General features: G+C 33.9%; 3 protein-coding genes and 2 pseudogenes. 3 read left to right on the forward strand and 2 right to left on the reverse strand.

Annotation, left to right across the window (positions count from 1 at the left end; genetic code table 11):
- Positions 1-213: 213 nt before the first annotated feature.
- Positions 214-522: a hypothetical protein gene (locus D2K62_RS18510; protein ID WP_232828048.1), complete on the reverse strand. Its 309-nt coding sequence runs from the start codon at positions 520-522 to the stop codon at positions 214-216.
- Between the two features lie 588 nt (positions 523-1110).
- Between D2K62_RS18510 and D2K62_RS18515 the strand changes: the two genes are divergently transcribed.
- From D2K62_RS18515 to D2K62_RS18525, 3 genes and pseudogenes are all read left to right on the forward strand, one after another.
- Positions 1111-1686 carry a TetR/AcrR family transcriptional regulator gene (locus D2K62_RS18515; protein WP_117161870.1) on the forward strand — a complete coding sequence of 192 codons (576 nt, stop codon included), beginning with the start codon at positions 1111-1113 and terminating at the stop codon, positions 1684-1686.
- Positions 1687-1745: 59 nt separating this feature from the next.
- A complete protein-coding gene (locus D2K62_RS18520) occupies positions 1746-2966 on the forward strand; it encodes an MFS transporter (protein WP_198671322.1) in 1221 nt (406 codons plus the stop codon).
- A 174-nt stretch (positions 2967-3140) separates the two neighbouring features.
- Positions 3141-4245, forward strand: a pseudogene (locus D2K62_RS18525) (IS110 family RNA-guided transposase); the annotation flags it as partial.
- 493 nt (positions 4246-4738) lie between these two features.
- On the opposite strand, the pseudogene D2K62_RS18530 reads toward D2K62_RS18525, so the two are convergent.
- Positions 4739-5692, reverse strand: a pseudogene (locus tag D2K62_RS18530) (beta-ketoacyl-[acyl-carrier-protein] synthase II); the annotation flags it as partial.
- Positions 5693-5811 lie beyond the last annotated feature (119 nt).

Here is a 5811-nt window from a genome sequence, read left to right on the forward strand (position 1 = left end):
ACCCTTCCGAGCGTTACCTCTTCATTTGATTCTTCAATATAATCCTTCAATTCCGTAAGGAATTGCCTAGCCTTTACCAGAGAGATGTAGCCATCCTCCATTTAAACTAGGAACATTTCGCACAACTAACCTGCCCGTTAGCTCAACAAGCAATAGGAGCTGCGACGTCAACAGCACCTTGTTCAAGATAAGCCCGACGTTACTTAAAGAACTTTATTTCTTTAAACTATCCAATAAGATATATCCAAAAACAACGCCAGCGATTATATGAAATGTTGGATTATCAATCATGTTCATCTCTGGTACTTTAATCGATACTGCTTCTAAATCAGCAAATGGTAAAAACGACATTGCTATTATATAAAAAGATGGTAATCCAATCGCAATAAACTTTATCCAATCAAATGTCCATTGTTTATTCTGTTTAATTTCAATTATCAACTTTGGTAATCTTAGTAAGAGTCCAATAACAATAGGAAATATAGTTGCATATATAACAATAGGCATTATTTTAAAGTTCATTCTGGATTCTTCTTCTAATCTGACCTGAAATTTACTTCCTAAATAAATAATAAATCCAATAACAACTGTCCAACCAAAATAATAAAAAAACCTTTTAATAAAGCACACCCCCCATTGAGAACGATTTACTTAATTATATATACGAATATAATTCCTTTAATATTTCAATATCAAACAAACATATCTTATTACACTAAATGCCTTTTTTCTACCTAAACTAACGCTACCCGTTTGTTTAAATACATATCTTCACAAACTTACCAGATGTTTGTTAATTACGCTTTTGAAGTATTCAGGGTAAAAGGTAAGCCAATCCTAAAAAAACAAGTGTAGTAAAAGTTACCTTAATTAAAGAGATATGCTCTAAGAGAGGTACCGTCAGGAAAATGCGGATTTACAACGTTAAGGAAATCCCCATATTAAAAATCCCAATTTACAACATTTATATTGAGAAATATTGAGAAATTAGGCTTCTTTCGTTGCTCCGTTAAAGCGTCCTTTCGGAAGACTTGATTTCAAGATAAGTTTTTCTGGACTCATCGTTCCGAAACCTTTATACTAACTTATATGAAGGGGGGGTGTTGTAAGTTGGGTAGAAGTATTAGTTTTAACAAAGAACATGCTTTGGATAAAGCTATGTATTTATTCTGGGAAAAAGGTTATGACGCTACATATATCTCAGACCTTATTGAAAAGATGGGAATAAGTCGATCTACTCTCTACGATAGTTTTGGAGATAAGGATGAACTATATAAACTGGTTTTAGAACATTATAAAAACTATGGCCATCGAAAGAGAAATTTACTTTTTAGTGGTATAAACACTAAAGCATCACTTAAATCCTTTTTTTATCAACATATTGAAAAATGCTATTCAGATGACATTCCAAAAAGTTGTATTATAACTAATTCTTCACTGCTTATTGGACATATTGATCCTTCCATAGAAGAAATACTTCTAAATGATTTTAATGAACTTGAAAAAGTATTTAAGCAAGTTATTGAAAAAGGAAAAAACAATGGAGAAATTTCACAAGAAGCAAACTCTGAATTAGTGGCATATTCTTTATTAAGTTTAAATCATAGTATTAATTTAATGTCTAAGTATAAAAAAGAGAAGAACCTAGCCTATAATTTAGTGGATAAGACTATTGCAGACCTATAGTCTTTCTTTTTTAAATTATTTCGGAATGAACGTACCAAAATAAAAAATAAACATAAGGAATGATAAAGTTGACTAAAAAGACAAATTTTCTAATATTTATTTTGGCAATTAGTTGTGGTTCACTTGCTGCTAATATTTATTATGCACAACCAATTGTACAATTCATTGCAAAAGATCTGAACATCTCTTCTGATTTATCTGGATTACTCACTACCTTTACACAAATTGGGTATGCATTGGGCTTATTTTTCATCGTACCAATGGCTGACTTATTTAAAAGTAAGAAAATAATAGGAATTCTTATCGGGTTTACTATTGTTTCATTAATTGGTATGCTAATTTCGACAAATGGAATTATTTTTACAATATTAACAACCATAATTGGCATTGGTGCATGTGCGGCTCAAATGTTAGTTCCACTAACAATGAGGATTGTACCCATTGAAGAGACAGGTAAATATGTGGGTAAAGTGATGAGTGGTTTATTGATTGGGATTATGATTGCTCGCCCATTATCTATAGGAATAGCTGACTGGTTCGGCTGGAGAATGGTATTTCTTTTTTCATTAATCACGCTAGTTGCCGTATTACTGTTAATTATAAAATTTTTGCCCAACTATGAGGTAGTAACGTCTAGTAACATGTCATATCCAAATTTAATCGCTTCTATGGTGAAGCTACTAATAAATACATCTCCTTTACAACAACGAGCTTTTTATCACGCATGTTTATTTGCAACATTTAGTCTATATTGGACAATACTGCCAATTTTATTGAGGTCTGAGCCATTAAACTTTTCAAATAATGAAATTGCATTAATTGGCTTTGTTGCAATAGCTGGCGCCTTGTTAGCTCCTACAATTGGGAAACTAGCAGATAAAGGTTATATTTTTACAATGACTAATGTGTCAATGGCGCTCGTACTATTATCTATCGTACTATTATTTTTTGCTCAAGATCATTCATTATTGAGTGTGATTTTAATCCTTATCTCCGGAATTAGTATCGATATTGGTGTATCAGGAAATTTGTTATTAGGTCAAAAAGTTATCTTTGGTTTGAATCCCGAAATAAGAAACAGACTTAATGGATTATATATGACTATTTTCTTTTTTGGAGGTGCCTTTGGGTCATGGATTGGAAGTTATACTTACTATAAATTTAATAGTGAAGTCGCTTTACTCATTGGAACAGCTTTGCCTATAATCGCCTTATTCGTTCATTTAATAAAAAATAATACAATAAATTTATCAAAAACCAAAAGTAAATACATTTCCTAACTATCAATGCCCCCAAAAGTAGAGTCAAAATCTAATTTTTGGGGTAGTATGTCATTTTAAACGCTATCTTGCACCTCTTTTAATCGATATTTTGCATGTTGGAAATTACCACCAACATTTCATGGAATTTTGTACGCTAAGTGAATTTTAACCTAAAAAAGTCGAATTCCGGTTGAAAACAATGATTATGGTTTTGCGAGATTACTAGATTGGATAAACCAATTAAAAATTATGAGTAGCCTAACTACTGAAATTGCCGGCATGGAACCTACAGGCCACTATTGGTTAAACCTGTCTGAATGGCTTTATGACCGTAATATTGATGTAGTAAGTGTCAATCCTCATCTTGTGAAAAAGAACAAATAAAATCGAGATAATACACAATCCAAAAGCGACAAAAAAGCTGCACTAGTTATCGCTGATATGGTTAAGAATGGATACTATTCCTTTATTCGTCCAACTACAGAGGCTTTCGAAAATTAAGAGTACTGATGTCAAACCGTGATTCAGTAGTTAAGCGATATGTAAGTGCTGCAAATCAAATTAATCGATGGGTTGATATTATCTTCCCTGAATTTAGACAAGTTTTCAAAGACGTTAAATGTAAAGGAGCACTCGCTACTCTGCGTTTATTTCCTACCCCTAAAGAATTACGTTCGATGGGAGCCCAAGATATTGTTAAAGGCTGGAGAACGGTAATGAAGCATCAACCAGGCATTAAAAAAGCTGAAGCTCTAATTAAGTTGGCTAAGAACTCTGTTGGTAATGATAAAGCACATAAAGCCTATAAGTTGCACCTAGAACAATTACTTGAGGAATTTGACCTCGCTACAACACAATTAGAAATAGTTGATATACAAGTAGCTGAAGCACTTGAAAGTATTACTTTTGCCAATAAACTACTTGGAATCAAAGGTTTACCAAAATATTATTAGGTGGTATTTTAGGTGAAACTGGTGACTTAAGTCAGTTCGCTCACGGCAATTCTCTATTACGACACGGGGGCTTACATTTAGTCGAAGCCAGCTCTGGTAAATGGAAAGGGCAAATTGTCCTCTCGAAAAGAGGAAGATCCCGTCTACGGCGTTTCTTATATCTTGGGACTATGTGTCTGGTGATGAACAACCCTGAATTTAAAGAACTTCATGCACATAATGTTAAAGTGAAAAAGATGAAATCTATTATGAAACTGATTGGTAAATTCGCAAGATTATTAGTAGGAATTGCACGAAGTAATCAACCTTATTGTCCTGAAAAAGTACAACCCTTAACACCTTAAGCAGCATAATTAATTCACCTTAAGAACCCATCTATTATGAAAAGATATTGATATACTTATCAAATGTTGGCTTATTCGTAGGATCTCAAAGAAAGCACGGAGTACTGGAATTCTTAAACAAAAGGGCACAGACCCATTCCGTTATCAAAACTGGCCTCCACCCCTTGGATAGGCATGACGAAGGAATGAAAGGGCATTAGACCCGTTGAGACATGGGAGGGAAAGCCTCCAGGGGTGGCGTGGAGAATGCGTGCAGTATAAACTGGTAATAACTGGAGAAATTAACCTACTCCTCTATTTCCGCATGCCTTCATGTAGCCTTTATGCTCAATATTCATTCCAATTATCCGTCCTTGTTCTTAGAAGTGATTTGAAATCCTGCGAATAAACGAGCATTTACGAGTAAACTGAATCTATCTGAGGGAGTTGAAGAAGCATCTAATTAATTAGCATTTAATCGATAAGATAATATATGACTTACCGATTAATCCTTTTATTTAGTCTTATCTATCGAAAACTTCTTAAATGCCAAGACTGCATTATGTCCTCCAAAACCAAAACCATTAGAAATAGCATAGTTTATTTTTGTCTTAACTGCATGGTTTGGAACGTAATCTAAATCACAATTTTCATCTGGTATTTCGTAATTGATAGTGGGAGGAGCTATATCTTCCATGATACTTTTGAGTGCTATAATGGACTCAATTCCCCCTGCAGCTCCGAAAAGATGTCCAGTCATTGATTTGGTAGAACTCACCTTTAAATTATAAGCATAAATACCAAAAATACTTTTAATTGCTTTAGTTTCTGATTTATCTCCTTCAGGGGTACTAGTTCCATGGGCATTTATATAATTTACATCAGTAAGGTTGATTTCACCCATTTCTAAGGCTAATTTCATAGCATTTGCTGCACCGTTATAATCAGGGGAAGTAATATGATAGGCATCTGTTGTGGAACCATATCCTACAATTTCTCCTAAAATTGTCGCTCCTCTTTCTTTAGCGTGTTCATACTCTTCAAGGAATAATACACCTGCTCCTTCTGACATAACAAAGCCATCACGTTGACTGTCAAATGGACGGCTTGCCCTTTCTGGAATATCATTAAAAGTGGACATTGCTCTCATTCTTGAAAATCCAGCAAAAGCTAAAGGATTAATAGGAGCTTCAGCCCCTCCAGCTAATATTCCATCAGAGTAACCATGCCGAATATTTAAAAAAGCCTCCCCAATCGCTTGATTCCCTGTTGCACAAGCAGAAACAGGAGAATAGCTAGGTCCCTTAAATCCTGTTTTTATGGAAATAATACCTGAAGCCATATTATTAATCATCATAGGAACCATGAATGGAGAAACTCTTCTTGACCCTTTTTCAATTAAGGATTTATGATTATCTAATACGGTATTAATTCCTCTAATACCTGAGCCAATATATACCTGTGACCGTCAAGTAGAATGACACAATTTTTGCTTGTTAATTTGAAACACTTTGTTGACCAAATATAGTCGATCTATGCTTCATTCTCCAACTATCTTCATTCAAATGAATTATTTCTACTCGATGT

It is taken from the genome of Paraliobacillus sp. X-1268 (assembly GCF_003426095.1).
Classification (GTDB): domain Bacteria; phylum Bacillota; class Bacilli; order Bacillales; family Amphibacillaceae; genus Paraliobacillus_A; species Paraliobacillus_A zengyii.

Excerpts from the sequence above, each read along its gene's own strand:
- D2K62_RS18520 (WP_198671322.1), top strand. The coding sequence starts at position 1,746 with ATGATAAAGTTGACTAAAAAGACAAATTTTCTAATATTTATTTTGGCA.
- D2K62_RS18510 (WP_232828048.1), bottom strand. The coding sequence starts at position 522 with ATGAACTTTAAAATAATGCCTATTGTTATATATGCAACTATATTTCCT.